We start from the raw sequence: 22,558 nt of genomic DNA on the forward strand, positions 1-22,558 counted from the left end.
CTATTAGTTTTAATATTTTTGTTGCTCCTTTTTCTTTGCAAAAATACTTAATATTTTTCTAAATTTAACCTCTAAAATTCTTAAATGATATATTTTTTATCGGTAAAATTATAAATATTTTGTTAAAAATTAAATTGAAACTAAAATAATTTTATATCTTTAAATTTAAGTCCGATTTTGCAATATTTTAAACGTTTTTTATAATATTATATTGATAAATTTTATTCTTAGTTTATTTTACTTACCGAATTTAACTATTGTGCAGCATCTATCTTTTTTAAATATAGATTTTACTCTATTAAATTCTAAAAACAAATAATATACTCTATAATATTTTAAATTTATTGGAGTAAACTAAAAAATTTAAAATAATAAAGATCCTCCAGTTCCATGTTCATAATTTGTATCAGGCAGTGGAGATGTTTTTGTATATATTTCATCTTTACCTCTATAAATTTTATGATACACTCCTTTTGGTTTAGTAAAACGTCTTTTTGTTTGAGGATATAGTTCTAAATAGCTTTGCATAAATTTTTGAAATACAGGAGCTGAGCTTCTGCCACCAACTTCAACATCTCTCATTGGAGTGTGATTGTCATTTCCATACCAAACTATCACTAAAATTTCGGGCGTATATCCGCAAAACCACGCATCGATGTTGTTATTTGAAGTTCCTGTTTTTCCAGCTACTTCTATTCCTTTTACTTTTGCTCTAGTTGCTGTGCCTTTATTTACAACATCTTTCATCATATCCACCATTAAATAAGCTTGCTCGGGTTTTGTTATAACCTCTTGTTGTGGTTTAAAATCTATTTCTTTACCATAAAATGATATAGCATTTATTATAAATTTAGGAGTCGTTGCAACCCCACCTCCTGCAAATATTGAGTAAAATTTAGAATACTCAAGTGGTGAAATTCCATAGCTTCCAAGTGCTACAGAAAGAGCATATGGCATATTTTTAAATCCCATCTCTCTTAATTTATTTACAACATTTTCAACACCTAAAGAGTGCATTAAATTTATAGTGGCTAAATTTCTTGATTTTAATAGAGCTGTTCTCATATTTATATAGCCATCATAGTTTTTACCATAATTTTTAGGCGACCAAATTTTATCACTCCCATCATCAAATTCTCTTGGTATATCGGCCACTTCACTCATTGGAGAGAGCCCTGAATCAAGAGCTATTTGATATATAAATGGTTTAAAACTTGATCCTGTTTGACGGTTACTTTGTGTTGCACGGTTGAAATTGCTTTTATAATAATCAACTCCACCAACTAATGCTAGTATATCACCATTTAATGGATTTGTAACTGTTATAGCACCATTTAAAATAGAAGCATTTGCGTCTTTATTTCTTTTTAAAATTTCATTATATCCCCATATCAGAGAGTCTCTTGCTAATTTTTGAATTTCTAAATCTACACTAGTATAAATTTTATACCCTCCAGTTTTTAGATCTGGTAAGAATTTTGAAGCTTCTTTTGTTACTTCATCTGTTATATAAGGTGCTTTATTTTGTGTTAGGCTTTCATCAAAAATAGTTGGTTCTTCTTTGATGGCAAGATCATATTCTATTTTACTTATCCAGCCTATCTCATACATTCTTTCAACAACTCTATTTGCACGAGATAATGAAAGGTCTAAGTGTTTTGTAGGATCATAGCTACTTGGTGCTTTTGGAAGTCCAACTAATATTGCTATTTCTTTTATGCTTAATTGATTTAATTCTTTCTTGAAGTATCCTAAAGCGGCGGTTTTTATGCCGTAATATCCATGCCCAAAATAAACTTCATTTAAGTATCTTTCTAAAATCTCCTCTTTTGTGAGTTTATTTTCAAGTTTTAGTGATAAAAAAATCTCTTTTATTTTTCTATCTATTTTTTTTTCATTTGTTAAAACTGTATTTTTTATGAGTTGTTGTGTAAGAGTTGAAGCTCCTTGTGCAAAACTCATAGTTTTAATATCTTTAATCAAAGCCCTTATGATGGCTTCTAAATTTACACCGTTATGTTCAAAAAAATCTGTATCTTCAATAGCAACTAAAGCTTCAATTATTTTTCCAGGAATTTCATCATATTTTGCATAAACTCTATTTTCTTTATCAAAAACATTGGCTATTAATTCTTTATTTCTATCAAAAATTTGTGTGGTAAGTTTTGGTTTGTAGTTTATAATTTGTTCTAAGTCATCATCTGCTTGATTATAAAAATACATAAAAATACCACAAATAGCAAAAATACACATCATCAAAAAGCCAAATAAAACTCTAATCATAAATAAGCCTTTAAAATTTCAGCATTTAGCCCCATTGCAGTGCTTGTATTGCCGATTTGTTTTTGTATGTATTTTTTATTAAAACCTTCAATCATCATCGCTCCAGCTTTACCGATATACTCTTTTGATTTTATATAATTTTCTAAATCTTTTTTATTAAAATCTTTAAATTTATATGTCGTTATGCTTAAATTTGAAATATTAAATTTCTCTCCTTTAAAAAACATAGCTGTTAATATGTGTGCAAAATTTCCACTTTGACTTTGAAGCATTAAAAAAGCTTCATCATCACTATTTGCTTTGCCATAAATTTTATTATCAACCACAACACAACTATCAGCAAATAAAACATTATTTAGCTCTTTGTGGACATTTGTGAATTGTTTTAATTTTTGCATAACAACCATATATGGATAAATTTTATAGTTATCTTTTTTTATGCCACTTTCATCGTAGCAAAAATTAATTTGCTTAAAATCAAAACCAAAATCTTTTAAAATTTTAGCCCTAGTTTTAGAACTTGATGCTAAGTATATCATTTAAATTTCCCCACAACAATTCCTAAATACATAGCTATTAATATTATACAAATATCAAGAACAATAAAATACCTTATGGCTACTATTAGATGCTCATTTACTTCGTCAAATTCTGAAATTTTGTATGCTTTTTGTGCCAATTTTAATCTATAATGTATATATAAAAAATTACATAAACAAAATATAGACAGTGCAAATTTAGTATGAATAGCACCCTCAATCATTGGATCTGAAAATTTAAAACTATCTCCATTTGCAAGAACTATTCCAGTTAGTATTATAAAAAAAAGTGTTGTAAAAAATATAATCTCGCCGGTTTTTAAAATTTTAAACAATTGTTCGTATTTTGTTAATCCATTTTTTAAAAAATGGTTAGTAGCCAATATAAGGACTACTTGAGTTGATATTAACGTTATGACAAATATTAGATGAAAAAAAGGAAAAATTTGTTCAAATTTAAAAAACGACGCATCAAGCATTATAAAATTTTCTCTTTTATGTATTTTTTAGCAAAATTTAGTCCATCTTCGAATTTATCTAAATTTTTTCCACCACCTGTAGCAAAATCATCTCTTCCACCACCATTTCCACCTAAAATTTTAGAAACTTCTTTTACTAAATCTCCAGCTTTTATAGGGGCGTTTTTAACTCCTACTGCTAGAGTAATCTTATCATCTTTAGCATTTATTAAAAGAGTTACAACTTTTTCATATGAATTTTTAATCTCATCTATTTTTGTTTTTATATCGCCATTAAATTTGCTTATTATAACATTTACGCCATTTATTTGCAAAACTTCTAATTTGCTTTCATTGGATCTATTTTTAAGCTCATTTTTTAGCTCTTTTATCTCATTTTTTAATCTCTCAATCGCTTTTAAAGGCTCGTTTGTTTTAAGCTCATCGTTAATTAAAGCGATATCTTTTCTTAAGTTATTTGTAAATTTTAAAACCTCACTTGAACAAATCGCTTCAATTCTCCTAACTCCAGCACTCACTCCGCTTTCTTTTAAGATAATAAAACTTCCAATTTCAGCACTGTTTTTAACATGTGTTCCACCACAAAGTTCTTTACTAAAATCTCCAAAACTTAGCACTCTAACTTCGCTATCATATTTTTCACCAAATAAAGCAATAGCACCACTTTTCTTAGCATCATCAATATTCATAATCTCTATTTTGCTATCTTTTGCAAGGAAAATTTCACGATTTACTAAATCTTCAATTTTTTTTATTTCATCGCTAGTTAAAGCTTTTGGATGAGTAAAATCAAATCTTAATTTATCAACTTCAACGCTACTTCCAGCTTGAGTTACATGAGTTCCTAAAACCTCTCTTAATGCTGCATGAAGCAAATGTGTAGCACTGTGATGGCGTTTAATTAGCTCTCTTGAAGGACTTACTTTACAATTTACTAAGTCATTTGCTTTTAAAATTTCATTTGCTTTTATTTTAGATAAATTTAGATCAAAAAACTTTTGAGTATCTAAAACTTCGTTTTTGTTTTCTTTATAAATTTCACCTTGATCGCCACATTGTCCACCACTTAATGCATAAAATGGAGTATTATCAAGCATTATCCAGCCAGTTTCATTAGGTTTTAACTCATTAATTTCTTTAAAGTTTTCATCTAAGATAGCTAAAATTTTTGAATTTGAAGTTAAGTTTTCATATCCTATAAATTTATTTTTACCAAATTTAGTAAGCAAATCTTTAAAATCACCGCTTTGTTTTGATCTATCTCCGCTTCCTTTCCAGCTTTTTTTAGATCTATTTTTTTGCTCGTTCATTAATTCATCAAATTTAGTTTCATCAACTTTTAAATTTAGCTCTCTTAGCATATCAGCTGTTAAATCAAGTGGAAAGCCGTAAGTATCGTAAAGCTTAAATGCTATTTCGCCACTAAAAATCTCTTTTGTATTTTCAAGTTCAGTGTTAAAAAGCTGGGTTCCAGCCTCAATTGTTTCAAAAAACCGCTCTTCTTCAAGTTTGATAAGCTTTTTTATAAAATCTTTTTTTTCATTTAAATAAATATAATGTGATCCCATAATCTCACAAACCTTATCAACTAATTTATACATAAAAGGCTCTTTTAGTCCTAACAAATAGCCATGTCTTACAGCTCTTCTTAAAATGCGACGAAGCACGTAACCTCGTCCTTCTCTATCAAAATTAACCCCTTGAGCGAGTAAAAAAGTAACCGCTCTAATATGATCGCTTATAACTCTATAGCTTGCTCCGCTTTCATACTCATATTTTTGCTTTGTTAAATTTTCTATTTCTTTAATTAAAGGCATAAAAAGCGATGAATCAAAGTTGCTATAAACTCCTTCTTTTATAGCTACAACCCTTTCTAAACCCATTCCAGTGTCAATTGATGGTTTTGGAAGTTTAGTCATATTACCTTTTTCATCTCTAAAAAACTGCATAAAAACTAAATTCCAAATTTCTAAAAATCTATCTCCATCTCCACCCATATAATCTTCATCTGAGTTAAAATGCTCGCTTCCTTGATCATAAAATATCTCGCTACAAGGCCCACAAGGTCCAGTTTCTCCCATAGCCCAAAAATTATCTTTATCTCCAAATTTGTAAATTCTTTTCTCATCAATATGTTTTTTCCAAATTTCATAAGCTTCATCATCTTTTTCATGCACAGTTACATAAAGCCTATCTTTTGGTAAATTTAAAACTTCAGTTACAAATTCCCACGCATAAGCAATAGCTTCATTTTTAAAATACTCTCCAAAACTAAAATTTCCAAGCATTTCAAAAAATGTATGATGGCGTGCTGTGTATCCGACATTATCTAAATCATTATGCTTTCCGCCAGCTCTTATGCAAGTTTGACAACTTGTTCTAATAGGTGGATTTGGGCGTGGAATTTTTCCTGTAAAAATATCTTTAAAAGGAACCATTCCAGCGTTTGTAAAAAGTAGTGTATCATCATCAGGCACAAGTGGGCTAGAAGCTATCACTTCGTGACCTTTGTTTTTAAAAAAATTTAAATAAGCTTTTCGAATATCCATAAAATAATCCTAAATTTTTAAAATTTTATGTGTAATTCTATCAAAATTTCTTAAATTTAAGCTTTTTAAGAAAAATATAATAAATTTTTCTTAATTTTTTATATGTTTATTAAGGTTTGATATAATGAGAAATCAATAAAAATTTGGAGTGATTTAAATGAAAAAAAAGATAGTCTTAATCGGACTTGACACATTCGGTAAAAAACATCTTAGCGAGCTTAGAAGATCTGATTATTTCGAGCTTGTTGGTGTTTGTGATTTAAAAAAATGTGATGATTTTGGAAGATTTTCTTTTTTTTACGATATAGAATATATGTTTGCTAGCACAAAACCACAAGCAGTTATAATTGCAACTCCACCTAAAACTCATAAAGAAATAATTTTAAAATGTATGAAGTATGTTAAATTTATATTTGTTAAAACACCTTTTGCTCAAAGTGTAGAACATGCCAGGCAAATGAGATATTTATCCAACTCAAATAATGCTAAAATAGCAGTTAGCTTCAATGATAGATTTAATCCAGTAGCAATATCTTTATTAAAAGAGTTGCAAAAAGAAGATAGAATTTATTCTATAAATATCATCAGATCTAAAAAATGTGATGATATAAGTGATTTAATTTTAAATGATCTTGATTTAGTTAGAGTTTTAAGCAAATCAGAAATAAATAGTTTTGATATGAAAAAAGTTACTTATAGCAAAAATTTAAGCGTAGCCCACTGTGTTTTAAAAACAAAAAATGAAATTTTAGTAAATATTTGTTCAAATTTATTTTATCCAGATGATAAAGCATATATAGAAATTTGTGCTACAAATGGCGTTTATTTGGCGGATTTAGTTGAGTTATCATTGTATAAAATAGCTAAAAATTCAAGGATAAATTTAAGAGTTGATAGAGATGATTTTTCTATCAGATTTGAACATAAAGAATTTTTTAATATATGCAATGGCTTAGAATCTAAAAGCCTAGCAGATATTGAAGATGTTGTTAGAATTAGGGAAATTTTAAAATGAAAAAGGTGATTTTACTTTTGAATATGGGCGGTCCAAATAATTTAAATGAGGTTGAAATCTTTTTAAAAAATATGTTTAATGATCCTTGTATTTTAGGGATTAAAAATAGCATATTAAGAAAATTTATGGCAAATTTAATATCTTGTTTTAGGGTAAATTCAGCCATAAAAAACTATAAAGCCATAGGTGGAAAATCGCCTATAGTTGATATCACAAAAAGCTTAGTTGATAAAATTTCTAAACAATTTGAATGTGATTTTATAATGCGCTACACTCCGCCTTTTGCATTTGATGTTTTGCAAAAATATAAAGATTACAATGAAATAATTTTAATTCCTCTATATCCTCATCATTCAATTACAACAACCGTTTCAAGCATAGAAGATATTAAATTTAATTTACAAAAATTAGGTTTTAAAAATCGTCTTAAAATTGTTGATGTTTTTTATGATAATTTATATTACAATAAAATAATATTAAATTTAATTAAAGAAAAGGTTGTAAATTTAACACAAGATGAAATTTTACAAACTACATTAATATTTTCAGCCCACTCTTTACCTAAAAAAATAGTAAAAAATGGTGATTTGTATGAAAAACATATAGTAGAACATTTTGAAATTTTAAAAGATCTTTTACAAAAAGATGGATTAAATTTTAAAGATATAAAATTAGCTTATCAATCTCGACTTGGACCAATTGAGTGGTTGGGTCCAAATTTGAGTGATATTTTGCCAAATATTAAGCCAAAAAGAGCGTTGATTTTTCCGCTATCGTTTTGTATCGATAATTCAGAAACTGATTTTGAACTAAATATAGAATATCGACATTTAGCGAGTGATTTTTTGTATTATGAAGTTTGTAAATGCCCTAACGACTTAGATGAATTTGCTAAATTTTTAATATTAATTTTACATTAGTAAAAAGTAAATAATTTTTATGATATAATCCTGCCGTTTCAGTTTTTTATAATCTGATAGTATAAAATTATCATAAAATAAGGTGAGCGAGTGCTGTATAAAGCTATAAAAACAAAACAGATTAAAAGATTAAAAATCTTTTTTCTATTGATTTTTGCTAATGTAATTTATGCTAATAATTTTAATAAAATTGATATTTTGGGAAATCATCCAGCAAAGTCAAATTTATTAAATAAAGCAAAGAAATTTTTAAATAAAGACATGAATCAAAACTCAGTTTCGCAGCTATACTCTGAATTATCAAATAAATTGCAAGATGATGGATATATAACCGCTAAATTAAATATCGTTGAAGGCAATATAAATGATGGCAATATAATTTTTGATATTGAGAGTGGAAAAATAGGAAAGATATATTTTTATGATAAAACATTTAGTCCTAGGATGATAAAAACAGCTTTTGATATAAAAGAAGGCGATGAATTTAATATAAAACATTTAGATCAAGGGATTGATAATTTAAATATCGGAGGAAAGGATTATAAATTAGAAATAGTAGATTCAGATAAGAAGAATTATTCCGATGTTATTATTTATGATAATGGTTATAAGTATCCAAATTTTATAAATATGACTTTAGATAACTCTCCTGGTAGTCCATATACTAAGCTAGAGTTAGCTACTCAAAAATATAATTTACTGAATTTGAATGACACGCTCGGAGTTTCAATTAATACAAAATTATAAAAAAACGAAAATGCTGTTAATGCTTTAAAGAAAATGGATGATTTAAACAAATTAGAGCAAGAAACTTTAAAAAAATTAAGAGAAAAAGATGTAGATATTGATGATCTAGACGATATTGAAGGATATAATAAAGAACAAAAGCAATTAATTGAAAATTATAAGGCTATAAGAAATGGATTAAATGATACAAGGATGGATTTTTTTGCTGAAAAAACTAAATTAATTGCGAAAAATACTCTTAATAGCGGCGGAACAATTTACTTTGCACTTGATGGTTTAGCAACAGATTCAACAAGATATAATAAAGAAAAAACTAAAATAGATTTTGAAAAATTAGATGAATTATTCGATCATAATAATAAATTTTATAATTCAGTTACTTCAAAAGAAATGAGATATCTATATGATAATTTTAAAGATCATCCAAATATTAAATTTACAATAAAAGATCAAGTAATAGAAAATCCTTTTAAAACCATAAATTCAAAAAAAATGGTAGATTAAACTCTACCATTTTAATGGTTTAAATTTAAAATACCGTACAAAAAACAAATAAAGATGGTAAAAATTTATTTAAATAGCTAAATAGATGTTTTTATGAAATTTTAAGATAATTTTAGTATAATGTAAATCTTTTTTCTAAAATATAAGGAGTTTAAATGCCTACAAAAAAATCATCACCAAAAGATATATCAAACGAAGTAGAAGAGCTTTTTAAAGAGAATGAAAAAGGCTATATAACATATGAAAAACTTATCAAACTTTTCGATAAAGCACCAACTGCTACAAATTTAAAAAAAATAGAATCTTTTATGGCTAAATATAGCGTTATTTTAGCCACATCATCTGAAGTTGCACAGATAAAAAACAAAGAAGATGCCAAAAAAAAAGCATTACAATCTAAAAAAATTATAGAAGATGCGAGTGATGAAGAATTTGACATAGCTAATGATAATGAATTATTAGAATGGAGTAAATCAGATAGCCCTGTTAGAATGTATTTAAGAGAGATGGGTATGATTTCACTTTTAACAAAAGAAGAAGAGATTGAAATTAGCAAGCAAATAGAGCTTGGAGAAGACATCATTATAGATGCATTTTGTTCTGTTCCTTATTTGATAGATTTTATATTAGACTATAAAGAACCGCTTCTAAATAGAGAAAGAAAAGTAAAAGAGCTTTTTAAAAGTTTTGATGATGAATCAAAAGAAGATGAGGATAGTTTGGATGATGATTTTGAAGAAAGAGATGATGAATTTGGAGAGGATGAAAATTTAAGTGAAGAAAATATTAAAAATATCAAAAAAGAGCCAAAAGATAAGCGTTCTTTAAAAGTTATAGAGAGTTTTAAAGCTCTTGAAAAAGCTAAAAAAGATTGGCAAAAATATGCAAATAAAAATAAAGATGATTTAGAAAATGATACCTTACAATCAAAATTGAGTTTAGCTTTTAAAAAGAAAATTTTAAAAGAAAAACTTATGGATTTAGGCCCAACAAGTAAACTTATCAATGAAATCGTTAAATCTATAGAAACATCACTTAAAAGCGATGATGTGTTTGAAAAAGAGTTAAAAAGATTGGAGTATAAATTACCTCTTTTTAGTCAAGAACTAAAAGATAATCATAAAAAATTATTAAAAGATATTATAAAATTAAACAAAGATGATATTACAGAAAGGGTCCCAGAAGCGACTATGGTCTCTACTTATGTTGAGATAAAAAAATTATTTCAAACAAAAGAGGCTAGTAAAGATAGTTTTGATATGGAGCCAACTAAATTAAAAGAAATTTTAGAACAAATTAAGCGCGGAAAAAACATATCAGATGCGGCCAAAGGTAAAATGGCTAGATCAAATTTAAGGCTTGTTGTAAGTATTGCAAAAAGATACACAAATAGAGGTTTGCCATTTTTAGATTTAATTCAAGAAGGAAATATTGGATTAATGAAGGCGGTTGATAAATTTGAGTATAAAAAAGGTTATAAATTTTCTACTTATGCTACTTGGTGGATACGCCAGGCTATTTCTAGAGCTATTGCTGATCAAGCAAGGACGATTAGAATTCCAATACATATGATAGAAACTATAAATAAAATTAATAAATTAAATAGAAAATATATTCAAGAAGAGGGCAAAGAGCCAGATATCAGCATCATTGCTCAAGAAGTTGGTCTTAGTGTAGATAAGGTTAAACAAGTGATAAAAATCACAAAAGAACCAATAAGTCTTGAAGCACCAATAGGAAATGAAGATGATGGTAAATTTGGTGATTTTGTGGAAGATAAATCTTCTATTTCTCCGATGGAAAGCATATTAAAAAATGATTTAAAAGAGCAAATTGATGAGGTTTTAGATCAGTTAAATGAAAGGGAAAAAGCAGTTATTAGGATGCGTTTTGGACTTCTTGATGATGAAAGTGATAGAACTTTAGAAGAGATTGGAAAAGAGTTAAATGTAACTCGTGAAAGAGTTCGTCAGATAGAGAGTTCAGCCATTAAAAAATTAAAACATCCAAAAGTAGGCAGAAAGCTTAAAAATTATATAATGGAAGGATGATTTTATAAAATTTAATTTTAAATTTTTATATTAAAAATAGTGTAGATTTGGTGGGTTTTATAATGGCTATAGTGCTTAGTATTTGGATGCGAATATTTGTATCGCATCAGCAATACTCTTGCTTCTTTAATGGTTTTATAAGCATATTTTTTATCAATCTAAATTCTACTCTTTTAGATGCAATTCGAATTTACTAAATTTAACAGTCTTTGCAGTTATAAACAAAGCGAAGTAAAAATACAGGTGTTTGATAATTTTTTTAATTTGAAAATTCTTGCAGTTTTGAAGCTAACAAAGCTGAGTTTATAAAATATTCATTTAAGCTTTATATGTTTTATTAATCTTTTTTTGAAGTCTTGTTTAAATATAGAGATGCTTGTTTGTAGGGTTTTACTTAATAATTTAATTGTAGTGCTAAAACTTAAAGGATAGAGCATAATACTAGAAAGGAGCCATATTTGTTTATAATCTTTATATTATTAAATACTGATAGTTTCTATAAGATCTAACTCTTTATTATTTAATATTTTTAAAAATTATTTTATTTTAAGGGAATTTATCATAAAATACTTTCTTCAAAATGATTTATAATATCATTATTTGTATTTTAGGAACCATATTTGAATAAAAGTTTGATTTTTCTTTGCATATTGTTATTTTTATTGTCTATAGTTTCATTATTTATTGGGGTTTATGATTTTAGTTTAAAAGGGTTGTTAAGTGGTGATTTGACCGATTTAAATTTAATTATCATAAGTAGACTTCCAAGGCTTTTTGGCATCTTAATAACAGGGGCTAGTTTAAGTATAGCTGGATTGATTATGCAAACTATTACTAATAATAAATTTGTTTCTCCAACCACAATCGGCATGATGGAGTGGGCTAAATTTGGCATTATGATAAGCATTGTATGTTTTGGTGATCAAAATCAATTAACTAAAATTTGCATAGCTTTTGCTTTTACTTTATTTGGGACTTTGTTGTTTATGCAAATTATGCAAAATTTAGAATTTCAAAATAAAATCATTATACCTTTAATGGGTATTATGTTAGGAAGCATTGTATCTAGCATAACTGTTTTTGTGTCTTATAAATTTGAGATTATTCAAAACATAGAATCTTGGATGCAAGGAAGTTTTTCTCTTGTTATTAAGGGCAGATACGAGCTTTTATATTTAGGAATTCCGTTTTTAATTTTGGCTTATTTATATGCAAATAAATTTATTATTGCAGGTCTTGGTAAAAATTTCTCTGCAAATTTGGGTTTAAATCATAAAAAAGTTATTTTAGTGGGTATTATTATATCATCAGTAATTTCAGCTTGCATAGTAACAACAATTGGAAGTATTCCGTTTATAGGGCTTGTTGTGCCTAATATTATAAGTATTTTTATGGGCGATAATATTAAAAATACTCTTCCTTTAAATGCTATATGTGGTGCTTTATTTGTGTTAATTTGTGATATTTTAGCTAGAGTTTTGATATATCCATATGAAATTTCAATCAGTGTTATAATTAGCATAATAGGTAGTGCTATATTTTTAGGGTTAATTTTAAGGGGCAATCGTGGTTAGTTTAAGACAAAAACTTATTTATAAAAAGCTAATTATTTTAAGTATTTTAGCACTTTTGGGTGTTTTTGTTTTTGCATTTTATGGTATAAATTCTAATAATTTTGATTTTTTTATGCCAATGAGAATTACAAAAATTTTAGCCATATTAATTGTTAGTTATTGTATAAGCTATACAGCCGTAATTTTTCAAACTATAACAAATAATAAAATTTTAACTCCTTCAATAATGGGGCTTGATAGTTTATATCTTTTTATACAGACTTTTGTTGTATTTTTTTATGGTGCAAAAAAAATTACTATGCTTAGTGATATTAAAGGATTTATTACCACCGTTTTTTTAATGGTTATAGCATCTATTTTTTTATATATTTTATTATTTAAAGGAAGAAATAAAAATATATATTTTTTGATATTAGCAGGTATGGTTTTGGGTGCATTTTTTAAAGGTCTTGCTAGCTTTATGCAAATTCTTTTAGATCCTAATGAATTTTTAGTTTTGCAAGGCAGTATGTTTGCTAGTTTTAATAATATTAATTTTTCTTTGCTTGGAATTTGCATTGCAATATCTTTGATATGCTTTTTTGTAATGCTATTTGATTTTAAAAAATTTGATATTTTAAATTTAGGAGAAGAGGCTGCTATAAATTTAGGTATTGATTATAAATTTTTAGTGTTTAAATCTTTAATAATAATTTCTGTGTTGATTTCAATATCTACTGTTTTGGTTGGACCTGTAACTTTTTTAGGAATTTTGGTTGTATCTATTAGCAGAGAGCTTTTAAAAACATATAGGCATTCTTATATGAGTTTAGGTGCTTTTTTAATATCAGTAATATCTTTAATTTATGCACTTTTTGTTGTGGAAAAATTATTAAATTTTGCTACAACAGTTAGTGTGATTATAAATTTTATAGGTGGAATTTATTTTATTTATATAGTTTTAAAAGAGGCAAAAAGATGATAGAACTAAAAAATATATCTAAAAAGTATGCAAATAATTCTATTTTAGATGATATATCAATTAAATTACCGCAAAATAAGCTTATTTCTATAATTGGCAGCAATGGTGCAGGAAAAAGCACTCTACTTTCAGCTATAACTAGAACTTTATTACTTGATGAAGGTGAAGTTTTATTAGATGGTAAATCAATTTATAAATGGGATAAAAATGAGCTTGCTAAGCAAATTTCTATCCAAAAACAAACAAATACTTTGAATGTAAAATTAACAGTAAGAGAGCTTGTTAGTTTTGCTAGATATCCATATAGTAAATCAAAACTTACCGAATTTGACAATAAAATAATAGATGAAGCTCTTGAATATATCGATATAAAGCATCTTGAAAATAGATTTTTAGATGAGTTAAGCGGCGGTCAAAGACAAATGGCTTACATAGCTATGGTTATAGCTCAAGATACTAAATATATATTTTTGGATGAGCCTTTAAATAATCTTGATATGAAACACTCCACTATGGTAATGAAAATTTTAAAACGATTAGTGCAAGAGAAAAACAAAACTATTATGGTTGTAATTCATGATATTAATTATGTAACTTCTTACAGTGATTATATAATATCGCTAAAAAATGGAAAAGTAGCTTATGCTGGAGATGTTTATGAAATCTTAAAAGATGAAATTTTAAGTGATATTTTTGATATGAAAATGAGTGTAGTTGATATTAAGGATAAAAAAATTTGTTTTTATTATTAAATTTTAATAGAAAGGCGTGAATATGAAAATTTTTAAATTTTTATTTGTAGTTGCACTAGGTTTTAGTGCTTTAATTGCTAGTGATAGCGTTACTTTTAAATCATCAAAAGGAGATGTTGTTATCAAAAAAAATCCTAAAAAAGTAGCCATTTATGATTTTGGTGTGTTAGATACTATTGATGCTTTAGGTGTTAATGTAGAAGTAGCGATCGCAACAAATGTTATACCAAAAAATCTTCAAAAATACAAAAATGCACCAGGCATTGGAAGTTTAAAAGAGCCAAATTTTGAGAAGCTTTTTGAATTTAAACCAGATGTTATTTTTATAGGTTTAAGAACTTTGCCAGCTTATGAGAAGTTAAGCAAAATAGCCCCAACTGTGTATGTAGAGCTTGATTATGTAAATTATCTACAAAGTTCTAAGCAAAATATAGAAAATTTAGCTAAGCTTTTTGATAAGAATGTAAAAGATGAGTTTGTAAAATTAGAAAAAGAGATAAACGAGGTTAAGGGTCTAGCTCAAAATTCTGATAAAAAAGCTTTGGTAATCTTAACAAATGATGGTAAAATTAGTGCTTATGGAAGCGGTTCTAGATTTGGATTTTTACATAGTGATTTAGGCATAAAAGAAGCTGACTCAAATATAAAAGCTTCAACCCATGGTCAAAATGTAAATTATGAATATATTGCAAAAATTAATCCAGATATTTTACTTTTTGTGGATCGAACATCGGTTGTTGGTGGATCTAAATTTGGTAAAGATACTCTTAATAATGACTTGGTAAATAAAACAAAAGCAGCAAAAAATGGCAAAATTATAGCACTTAATGCTGATTTATGGTATTTAGTAGCAGGTGGATTAAATACTATAAAAACACAAATACAAGAAATTAAAACAGCTTTACAATAAAAGGGGACTTTATGATATTTGATTTTTTAAAACACAATGTTGAAATTTTTATAATAATAATACTTGGGATTATGAGTTTTATAGCACTTTGGTATTTTGTTGAAAGATTAATTTTTTATAAAAAAGTTGATGTAAGTATCTATAAAACACAAACGCAACTAGAAGAAGATCTGACAAAAAATTTAACATCGCTATATATTATTTATTCAAATGCACCTTATATAGGGCTTTTAGGCACTGTTTGCGGTATTATGATAACATTTTATGATATGGGTGCAAGTGAAGGTATAGATGCAAAAAGTATAATGGTTGGGCTATCTTTGGCTTTAAAGGCTACTGCACTTGGGCTTTTAGTAGCAATTCCTACTTTAATGATATATAATGGATTGCTTAGAAAAGTTGATGTAATTATAAATAAATTTAAAGTAGAAAAAGATGAAGCTAAATAAAAAAGATGGTCTAAATGTTGTTCCTTTTATAGATATTATGTTGGTTTTACTTGCTATTGTTCTTAGTATTTCAACTTTTATAGCACAAGGTAAAATTCAAGTAAATTTACCAAAAGCACCAAATGCTACTAAAAGCACTCAAAATGATATTAAAAAAGTAACAATTTTAGTAAATTCAGATAATGAAATATATATAGATGATAATGTTACAACACCACAGGAGCTATCTTTAAAATTAAAAGATATACTTAAAGAAGATACTTTAGTTGTTATTAAAAATGATAAAGATAGTAAATTTGATATGTTTATTAAAGTTATTGATGTATTGAAAGAATTAAAACATGAAAAATTCTCAATTATCACCCAAACAGAATAAAAACGGAAATTTAATAGGCTTTTTTGTATCTTTTTTGGTGCATATAGGTTTTTTGTATTTATTTTTACATATACCAAAAATTGAAGCAGTGAGTGATAGCGTGTTAGAGATGGATATCGCAGCCTTTGATGCAAAAACAAGCGAGAGTGTTGCAACAAGTCAAGATATACCAGAAATTCCAGATGAAATCTTAGAAGCTCCAGATGATGAAGAACAAGAAGAGGTTGAAGAGGATGTGGAACCTGTTGAAAATATAGAAGTTGATGAATTTGCAGAAGTTGTAAAGCCAGAACCAAAACCAGAACCAAAAAAGAAGCCAGAAAAGAAAAAAGAGAAGCAAAAACAAAAAATAGCCGCTCCGCCAAAACCAAAAGCATTAGTTAAAGGTCCTGAACAAAGTGGAGATTTAGCAGCTGCTGTTGGTCCTAAAAATAATGAGCCTATAAGACTTGCTTCAGGTGGAGGAAATCCAAGTCTTTGGGGTGCTATTTTAGCACATATAAAAGCACACAAAAACTATCCAAAAATAGCTAAAAGACTAAGGCAACAAGGGACTGTTCATGTGGAATTTTTATTAAAATCAGATGGCACTACATCAGGTATAAAAATAGTAAAATCATCAGGTTTTCAAAGCCTAGATGAAGCCGCTTTAAATACTGTTAAAAAAGCAAGCTCTAAATTTCCAAAACCTGATAAAGACTATATTTTAACTGTTCCTATAGTTTATAGTATAAATGTAAGATAATACTCTTTCGCCAATAAGCGAAAGAGTATAGTAAAAAATAAATTAAGATTATTATAAAACCATTAAAAATCATATTTAATTTAAAATCATTTTATAAAATTTAAAATTTTATCTTGAAATTTAGGGCTTATTGTTAAATTTAGCTCTATAATTGATAAATTTATTTTATAATCTTTGATTTTGACATAGTCTTTCATCGTAACTAAAAGCGAGGTTGCTTGATATTTTTTTAAAATTTCAAGCAACTCTTTTTTATTAAAATCGTAGTGATCTGGAAAAATCTCAACTCCTTTACAGATGTCAAAATACTCTCTTAAGCGATTTGGATTTGCAATAGCTGTTACTAAAACCATATCTTTTGTAGGATTTTTGATAAAACTTTTTTTGATTACATCATTTAAGTCTGGTATAAAATTTGCATATTTATAAAAGCTAATTGGATATCTATATGCTCCACTTGGAATAGTAAAATCAAAAAATGGTTTTTTATGAGGCTGTAACAAAATATCAAATTTTTTAATATTAAATTTAGAAAATCCATCGTCAAAAATTATAAGTTTTGCACCCATACTTTTAGCTTTTTTGATAGCTAAAATTCTATCTTCGCTAACAATTACATTTGCATTTTTTAAGCTAATTGCATACTCCATAGCTTCATCGCCACTATTTTTAATATCTGTTAAAATCTTGCCATTTATTGCTACTTCTATCAAGCCGCAAGATTTTCTTTTATAGCCTCTTAAAATGATAAAAGTTTTCATATAAGGACTGCAAAATTTATAAATTTCTTTAACAAGGGGCGTTTTTCCACTTCCTCCTAAAATCAAATTTCCTACACTTATGATTTTAATATTAAAATCTATTTCACGAGAGAAAAATTTTTTAAATTTTATGATATTTGCATACATAAAACTAAGCGGAAGAAAAAAAACTGCTAATAGTTTTTGTAAAAAGCTAGGTTTATAAAAATATTTATAAACCCAATTATGAAATTTTTTATTTAAAATTTTTAGCATCATACGCTATTTTTTGCTATAAATTTAACCTTATCGCAAATATAATACGCTTCATCTTCTCTTAAATTTGCATATATTGGAAGAGATAAAACTTGCTGATAAACTTTTAAAGAAGATGGAAAATCATTAACTTTAAAACCATATTTTTGCTTATAATATGTTAGTAAATGAATAGGTATATAGTGAAGTGATACATTTATGCCAAAATCTTTTAATTGTCTTGCAAAATTATCTCTATTTTTATCGATTTTTATGATGTATTGAGTATATATATGCTCTGGAGTTTTGATTGGAATTTCAACGTGAGGACAATCTTTTAACTCTTGATCATAAATTTTAGCTATATTTTGTCTTTTTTGAATAAAATTGCTTGTTTTTTTAAATTGAGCTTTTGCAAAAGCTGCACAAATTCCATTTAAATCATATCTTTGTCCAATATCTACAACATCATAAATATAGTCCAAATTTCCATCTTTTGTTAAATTTGAAACTATACCATGGCTTCTAATTAATTTAGCTCTTTTCATAATTTCCTCATCATTGGTTGTAAAAAATCCAGCTGTTGCGATTGCTTTTTCGAATTGAGGATTGATTTGAAAACAAGATATGTGAGAATCTTTTATAGAGCCTATTTTTTGACCTTTATAAGTAGCACCCATTGCTCTGCTTGCATCATCTATGATTTTGATATCATATTTTTGAGCCAAATCGTAAATTTCATCCATTTGTGCACTAAGTCCTGCAACGTGAGTAATAAAAGCTGCTTTTAACTTTTTATGATTATATTTTTTTAAAGTCTCTTCAAAACTTTTTATGCTAATATTGAAATCATGCTCATTTATATCCACTAAAATTGGTTCAGCGTCAAAGTGCCTTATAACTTCTGCAACTCCAGGAAATGAATTTACAGAGCAAATCACCTTATCAGCCCTTTTAATATCCATTGCACAAAGCGCTAAGTGTTGTGCTGAAGTTCCGTGTGAAGTAGAAACTACAAATTTAGTTGAAAAATATTTTTTAACATCATCTTCAAAACTATCTATCATATCAATATCGCTGTTAAATAGTGATTCTTTAATTAAATCTCCTTCTGTCTGATCGATATCTGCCCTAAAAAATGGTATATTATTCATTGATACTCCTTATTTTTGCAATTGCTGGCATTTCTAATTTAAAGGCATTTTTAATAACTCTATTTTCTACAAAATTCACTAAATTTTTATCATAAATTTGACCTAGCTCTTTAAAATTTAACTTTTCATCATAAAATTTTTTTAAAATTTCATCTAATTTTTTATAGCTATATCCCAAATCATCTTCGTCATTTTGCCCTTCAAAAAGCTCAGCACTTGGTTTTTTGTTAATAATATTTTCATCAATATCTAAAAATTTAGCAAACTCAAAAAGTTCTGTTTTAAAAATTTCACCAATTGGATTAAAAGCACAAGCTAAATCTCCATAAATCGTCCCATATCCAAGAAGCCTTTCGCTTAAATTTGATGTTCCTACTACAACAGCATTTTTCTCTTCTGAATAATCATATAAAGCACACATTCTAAGTCTTGCCATTAAATTTCCACGCCTGTGAGTGCTTAAATTGTTAGCATTAAATTTTTTTAAAATAGGCTCTATATCTATTGTTTCTACGGGTATGCCAAATTTATCGCAATGTTTTTTTGCATCTATTAAATTTTTAGTAGATGAAATTTTAGTTGGTAAAATTAATCCATAAGTATTGCTAATTTCACTGCAAAGTGCAGATACTACCGCACTATCAAGCCCTCCGCTAATTCCAATTATAAAGTTATTTCTGCCAGTTTTTTCTAAATTTTGTTTTAAAAAATTAAGTAAATTTGCTTTTAATCTTTGAAAATTCATAGTTATCCTAAATTTTTATCTTAATTTTAACATAGATTTGATAAATTATATTTTAAATGCTTGATAAAGATCAAATTTAAAGGAACTTGTATGAAAATTGTAAAAAAAGAGTTTGGTTCATATATGACAAATTGCTATATTGTTGATAGTGGAGAGGTTCAAATCGTAATTGATCCAGGAGTTAATGCTTATGAATGGGTTATGAAAAATACCTCAAATTTAAAAGCAGTTTTTAACACTCACGGACACTTTGACCACGTTTATGACAATTATAAATTTATGAATGATGATTTAGAAATTTATATCCATAAAGATGATTCATTTATGCTTAAAAAAGATCCATTTAATCTTTTAAAAGAGGGCTCAAAAGCTAGTTTTTTAGCACAAGATAAAGATGAGTTTAGGGTTGGTGAAATTTTGGTTAAATTTCACCATTTTCCAGGACATACACCAGGATGCTGTATACTTGAAGTAGCCTGTAATGGTAAAAAAGCGATGTTTAGTGGGGATTTTTTATTTAAAAATACAATTGGTAGATATGATTTTCCTTTTTCAAATTCTAATGATATGAGAGATAGCCTTTTAAAAGTAGCTAAATTTAAAGATGAAATGCCTTTATATCCAGGACATGGCGAAAACTCAACCCTACAAACTGAACTTAAAAATATAGAGTTTTATTTAGCAAGAATGTAAATTTAACTTAGTATGATGCTTGCTGAGAGATTTTTTTATCTCTTTTGTAATTAAAAAGGCTAAATTTACTGGTACTGCGTTTCCTACCATTTTATACCCATCATTTAAATTCTCATAAATAAAGATAAAATCATCGCTAAAGCCTTGAATTCTAACACATTCTCTTATGCTCAATCTTCTATAATTATTATTTATAAATTTGAATTTGTCTTTATCTACTTTTTGCATATTAGGAGAATTGGGATGAATTTGAGTTTGCCTTCCACTTGCTTGAATAGTAAAAGCTGGTTCGTCCCAACCTCTAACTCTATTTCTGCTCATATAAATAGGAGAAAATGTGCCTATAAAATACTCATGATTTGCAATTTTTAAGTTTAAATTTGCTCTATTTTCATCAAGTGCTTTGATAGCATTATCTTTTAAATCCCAAATAATATCTTTTAAAGTAGGTATTTTTAGCTTAGGTTTTGGAAAATTAAAATTAATATTTAATTCTTTTTTAAATCCTATAAAAAAGACTCTATTTCTATCTTGAGGTGTATCATAGTCTTTAGCATTGACTGAATAAATTTCTGTGTTGTATCTAGCCTCATCAAATAAATTTAAAATATTTTTAACAGCATTTTTATGTCTAGCAAAAAGCATTCCAGAAACATTTTCAGCTAAAAAAATTTAGGGGAAATTTCTTTTAAAATTCTAATATATTCAAAAAATAACTTGCCTATTTTATCATCTATACCTTTTAAATTGCCTGCTTCACTCCAACTTTGACAGGGCGGACCACCGATAATTCCATCAAATTCATTATGTATTTTAAAAATTTTCTAAATCTTTAATATCCTTTTTTATAAGCGTAGTATCTGGGTGATTTTTCTCATATGTCTTCCAAATAGTTTTATCAAATTCATTTGCAAAAGGTATCTTAAAACCAGCTTTTTTAAAACCTAAATCAAGCCCACCCGCACCACTAAAAAGACTAAGTAAGTTCATTCTATAACTCATATGTTATTAGTTTAGCATCTTTGAGTTTAGCTGGATTGTTTGGATTTTTTATTGAGATATTTTTTAAATTTGCTCCTTTTGTATTGTTTATTAAATTTACAAAATCATCTTTATTGCGAAAAGAATTAAATTTCTCTTCATTAATTATACACATAAGTGAAAAATTTTTGCTAACATCTCTTTTATATGCGTAACTAAATACTCTTAATGGATTTTCTATATGCCACATTCCACAAATTCTTAAATATGTTATTCAAAGAGGGTCAACTTTATTAACTCTACCAAGCTCTTTAGTTTTAGAAAATTCTATATTTTGAATTGTTTCAACGCCATCTTTTATACCATCTTTTATTTTTTCATAAATTTCAAAATCTGCTGCATAATCTTGCCCATAGATGAAACTTAAAAATCTTAAAATTCCTTTTTGAACAACTCCAATTATATATAGCATATCTTTTTCTTGCCAATTTTCACAATCTCTACAAGATTTAGTTATCATCTTAGAATTTGCATATAATTTACATTTTGGATAACTTGAATTTAATGCTATTGCAGAATTGAAATTTTCAATTTTCTTAACCTCTATAGCATCACTATTTTTTAATATAAAATCTGGTGGATTAGCATTATTTCCAATATATGAAAAAATTTCTTCTTGTTTTTTAAATTTTTTATTTATATCTGTTTCATTTATATTGCCACAAAATATATCTGATATAAAACTTTCTAAACTATCGCCAAGTGCATTTATTCTATTATTTAAATTTGCCGTAATCAAACTACGACAAATTTTATATGTGAATTTGATTTACACTCCATAAATTTGTAAATTCTGTGAATTTGCTAAGTCATTAAATGCGTCTTTTATTTTAGGGTTATTTGGTTTTAATGCGGCAAGGGCAGTTTCTTTAAAATCTGTATCTTTTGCAGGAGCGTCTCCAAATATGAATATTCGCTTAACTGAATACTCACTCCAATTTGAGTTTGCAGCGTTATATATTCCATGATATGTCATCTCCTCATAATCTCCGCCGTCATTTGCGTAGAGTGAATTTATAGCTGAGATTACAGTGCCTTTATCGTTTGTGAGATCTGTAAATGTTTGAACATCTGGG

Annotated in this window: 21 protein-coding genes and 2 pseudogenes; 13 read left to right on the top strand and 10 right to left on the bottom strand. The window is 27.0% G+C overall.

Annotated features, from left to right (window positions below; genetic code table 11):
- Nucleotides 1-363: 363 nt before the first annotated feature.
- From F1B92_RS07965 to alaS, 4 genes are read right to left on the bottom strand one after another with little or no spacing between them, the layout of a single operon-like run.
- Nucleotides 364-2,280 carry a transglycosylase domain-containing protein gene (locus F1B92_RS07965; RefSeq protein WP_407643643.1) on the bottom strand — a complete coding sequence of 639 codons (1,917 nt, stop codon included), beginning with the start codon at nt 2,278-2,280 and terminating at the stop codon, nt 364-366.
- Complete coding sequence (gene maf / locus F1B92_RS07970) at nt 2,280-2,822, bottom strand: septum formation inhibitor Maf (protein WP_154571317.1); 543 nt, start codon at nt 2,820-2,822, stop codon at nt 2,280-2,282. Before maf ends, F1B92_RS07965 begins: the two co-directional genes overlap by 1 nt.
- Nucleotides 2,819-3,301, bottom strand: a complete 483-nt coding sequence (locus tag F1B92_RS07975) for a hypothetical protein (protein WP_154571318.1) — start codon at nt 3,299-3,301, stop codon at nt 2,819-2,821. The genes maf and F1B92_RS07975 overlap by 4 nt, the downstream gene beginning before the upstream one ends.
- Nucleotides 3,301-5,850, bottom strand: coding sequence for an alanine--tRNA ligase (alaS, locus tag F1B92_RS07980; protein ID WP_154571319.1), 2,550 nt, complete (start codon nt 5,848-5,850; stop codon nt 3,301-3,303). The genes F1B92_RS07975 and alaS overlap by 1 nt, the downstream gene beginning before the upstream one ends.
- A gap of 157 nt (nt 5,851-6,007) precedes the next feature.
- On the opposite strand from alaS, the gene F1B92_RS07985 reads away from it, so the two are divergent.
- From F1B92_RS07985 to F1B92_RS08045, 12 genes are all read left to right on the top strand, one after another.
- Nucleotides 6,008-6,865, top strand: a complete 858-nt coding sequence (locus F1B92_RS07985; protein WP_154571320.1) for a Gfo/Idh/MocA family protein — start codon at nt 6,008-6,010, stop codon at nt 6,863-6,865.
- A complete protein-coding gene (gene hemH, locus F1B92_RS07990) occupies nt 6,862-7,785 on the top strand; it encodes a ferrochelatase (RefSeq protein ID WP_154571321.1) in 924 nt (307 codons plus the stop codon). The genes F1B92_RS07985 and hemH overlap by 4 nt, the downstream gene beginning before the upstream one ends.
- 90 nt (nt 7,786-7,875) lie before the next feature.
- A complete protein-coding gene (locus F1B92_RS07995) occupies nt 7,876-8,532 on the top strand; it encodes a POTRA domain-containing protein (RefSeq protein WP_154571322.1) in 657 nt (218 codons plus the stop codon).
- 33 nt (nt 8,533-8,565) lie between these two features.
- Nucleotides 8,566-9,036 carry a hypothetical protein gene (locus F1B92_RS08000; RefSeq protein WP_154571323.1) on the top strand — a complete coding sequence of 157 codons (471 nt, stop codon included), beginning with the start codon at nt 8,566-8,568 and terminating at the stop codon, nt 9,034-9,036.
- 155 nt (nt 9,037-9,191) lie between these two features.
- Nucleotides 9,192-11,087, top strand: coding sequence for an RNA polymerase sigma factor RpoD (gene rpoD / locus F1B92_RS08010; RefSeq protein WP_195836330.1), 1,896 nt, complete (start codon nt 9,192-9,194; stop codon nt 11,085-11,087).
- Nucleotides 11,088-11,707: 620 nt separating this feature from the next.
- Nucleotides 11,708-12,661: an ABC transporter permease gene (locus F1B92_RS08015; RefSeq protein ID WP_154571326.1), complete on the top strand. Its 954-nt coding sequence runs from the start codon at nt 11,708-11,710 to the stop codon at nt 12,659-12,661.
- Nucleotides 12,654-13,622, top strand: coding sequence for an iron chelate uptake ABC transporter family permease subunit (locus F1B92_RS08020; RefSeq protein ID WP_326833137.1), 969 nt, complete (start codon nt 12,654-12,656; stop codon nt 13,620-13,622). Before F1B92_RS08015 ends, F1B92_RS08020 begins: the two co-directional genes overlap by 8 nt.
- Nucleotides 13,619-14,374, top strand: a complete 756-nt coding sequence (locus F1B92_RS08025) for an iron ABC transporter ATP-binding protein (protein WP_154571327.1) — start codon at nt 13,619-13,621, stop codon at nt 14,372-14,374. Before F1B92_RS08020 ends, F1B92_RS08025 begins: the two co-directional genes overlap by 4 nt.
- A 22-nt stretch (nt 14,375-14,396) precedes the next feature.
- On the top strand, nt 14,397-15,284 hold the full coding sequence (locus F1B92_RS08030) for a siderophore ABC transporter substrate-binding protein (RefSeq protein WP_154571328.1): 888 nt from the start codon (nt 14,397-14,399) through the stop codon (nt 15,282-15,284).
- 11 nt (nt 15,285-15,295) lie between these two features.
- Nucleotides 15,296-15,733: a TonB-system energizer ExbB gene (gene exbB / locus F1B92_RS08035; protein WP_154571329.1), complete on the top strand. Its 438-nt coding sequence runs from the start codon at nt 15,296-15,298 to the stop codon at nt 15,731-15,733.
- Complete coding sequence (exbD, locus tag F1B92_RS08040; protein WP_154571330.1) at nt 15,720-16,109, top strand: TonB system transport protein ExbD; 390 nt, start codon at nt 15,720-15,722, stop codon at nt 16,107-16,109. Before exbB ends, exbD begins: the two co-directional genes overlap by 14 nt.
- Entirely contained in the window at nt 16,075-16,854 is a 780-nt protein-coding gene (locus F1B92_RS08045) for an energy transducer TonB (protein ID WP_154571331.1), read from the top strand. Before exbD ends, F1B92_RS08045 begins: the two co-directional genes overlap by 35 nt.
- Nucleotides 16,855-16,940: 86 nt before the next feature.
- On the opposite strand, the gene F1B92_RS08050 is transcribed toward F1B92_RS08045, so the two are convergent.
- From F1B92_RS08050 to F1B92_RS08060, 3 genes are read right to left on the bottom strand one after another with little or no spacing between them, the layout of a single operon-like run.
- Nucleotides 16,941-17,870: a tetraacyldisaccharide 4'-kinase gene (locus tag F1B92_RS08050; protein WP_195836331.1), complete on the bottom strand. Its 930-nt coding sequence runs from the start codon at nt 17,868-17,870 to the stop codon at nt 16,941-16,943.
- Nucleotides 17,870-19,003 (bottom strand): DegT/DnrJ/EryC1/StrS family aminotransferase, encoded by a 1,134-nt coding sequence (locus F1B92_RS08055; RefSeq protein WP_154571333.1) that lies wholly within the window; start codon nt 19,001-19,003, stop codon nt 17,870-17,872. Before F1B92_RS08055 ends, F1B92_RS08050 begins: the two co-directional genes overlap by 1 nt.
- A complete protein-coding gene (locus F1B92_RS08060; protein WP_154571334.1) occupies nt 18,996-19,748 on the bottom strand; it encodes an NAD+ synthase in 753 nt (250 codons plus the stop codon). The genes F1B92_RS08055 and F1B92_RS08060 overlap by 8 nt, the downstream gene beginning before the upstream one ends.
- Nucleotides 19,749-19,838: 90 nt before the next feature.
- Here F1B92_RS08060 and F1B92_RS08065 point away from each other — a divergent pair, with 90 nt between their 5' ends.
- Nucleotides 19,839-20,441: an MBL fold metallo-hydrolase gene (locus F1B92_RS08065; protein ID WP_154571335.1), complete on the top strand. Its 603-nt coding sequence runs from the start codon at nt 19,839-19,841 to the stop codon at nt 20,439-20,441.
- Here the strand turns inward: F1B92_RS08065 and F1B92_RS08070 are convergent.
- The 3 genes and pseudogenes from F1B92_RS08070 to F1B92_RS08850 all read right to left on the bottom strand — a co-directional run.
- Nucleotides 20,427-21,431 (bottom strand): annotated as a pseudogene (locus F1B92_RS08070) (DNA cytosine methyltransferase). The gene F1B92_RS08065 and the pseudogene F1B92_RS08070 overlap by 15 nt on opposite strands.
- A gap of 1 nt (nt 21,432) precedes the next feature.
- Nucleotides 21,433-22,221, bottom strand: a pseudogene (locus tag F1B92_RS08075) (NgoPII family restriction endonuclease).
- Between the two features lie 30 nt (nt 22,222-22,251).
- On the bottom strand, nt 22,252-22,558 hold a 307-nt coding region (locus F1B92_RS08850), incomplete at its 5' end, for a hypothetical protein (RefSeq protein ID WP_229770984.1).

The sequence above is a fragment of the Campylobacter portucalensis genome, assembly GCF_009690845.1.
GTDB classification, from domain to species: domain Bacteria; phylum Campylobacterota; class Campylobacteria; order Campylobacterales; family Campylobacteraceae; genus Campylobacter_B; species Campylobacter_B portucalensis.